This is a genomic window from Psychroserpens mesophilus (genome assembly GCF_000826645.1).
Lineage (GTDB): Bacteria > Bacteroidota > Bacteroidia > Flavobacteriales > Flavobacteriaceae > Psychroserpens > Psychroserpens mesophilus.
Map to the genome: position 1 here is coordinate 1 of NZ_JXJP01000066.1, position 264 is coordinate 264.

At 75.0% G+C, this 264-nt stretch carries 1 protein-coding gene; it reads left to right on the top strand.

Annotated elements, in window-relative coordinates:
- A partial coding sequence (locus TD18_RS17090) for a tripartite tricarboxylate transporter substrate-binding protein (RefSeq protein WP_262501237.1) occupies window positions 1–264 on the top strand: 264 nt, incomplete at both ends.

Consider the following 264-nt stretch of genomic DNA (forward strand, 5'->3'; position numbering starts at 1 on the left):
GAAGAGCGAAGGTCGCGGGGTCTCCATCGCGGGCGGCTCCGCCGGCGGCACCGACAACATCCTCGCCGGGATGCTCGCCCAGGAGGCGGGCGTGCCGGCCAGCGACCTCAACTACATCCCCTACTCCGGTGGCGGCGAGTCGCTGGCGGCGCTGCTGGGCAACCAGGTCAGCGCGGGCATCTCCGGGGTCGGCGAGTACGCCGAGCAGGTCGAGGCCGGCGAGCTGCGGGCCCTGGCGGTCTCCGGCGCGGAGCGGGTGGAGGG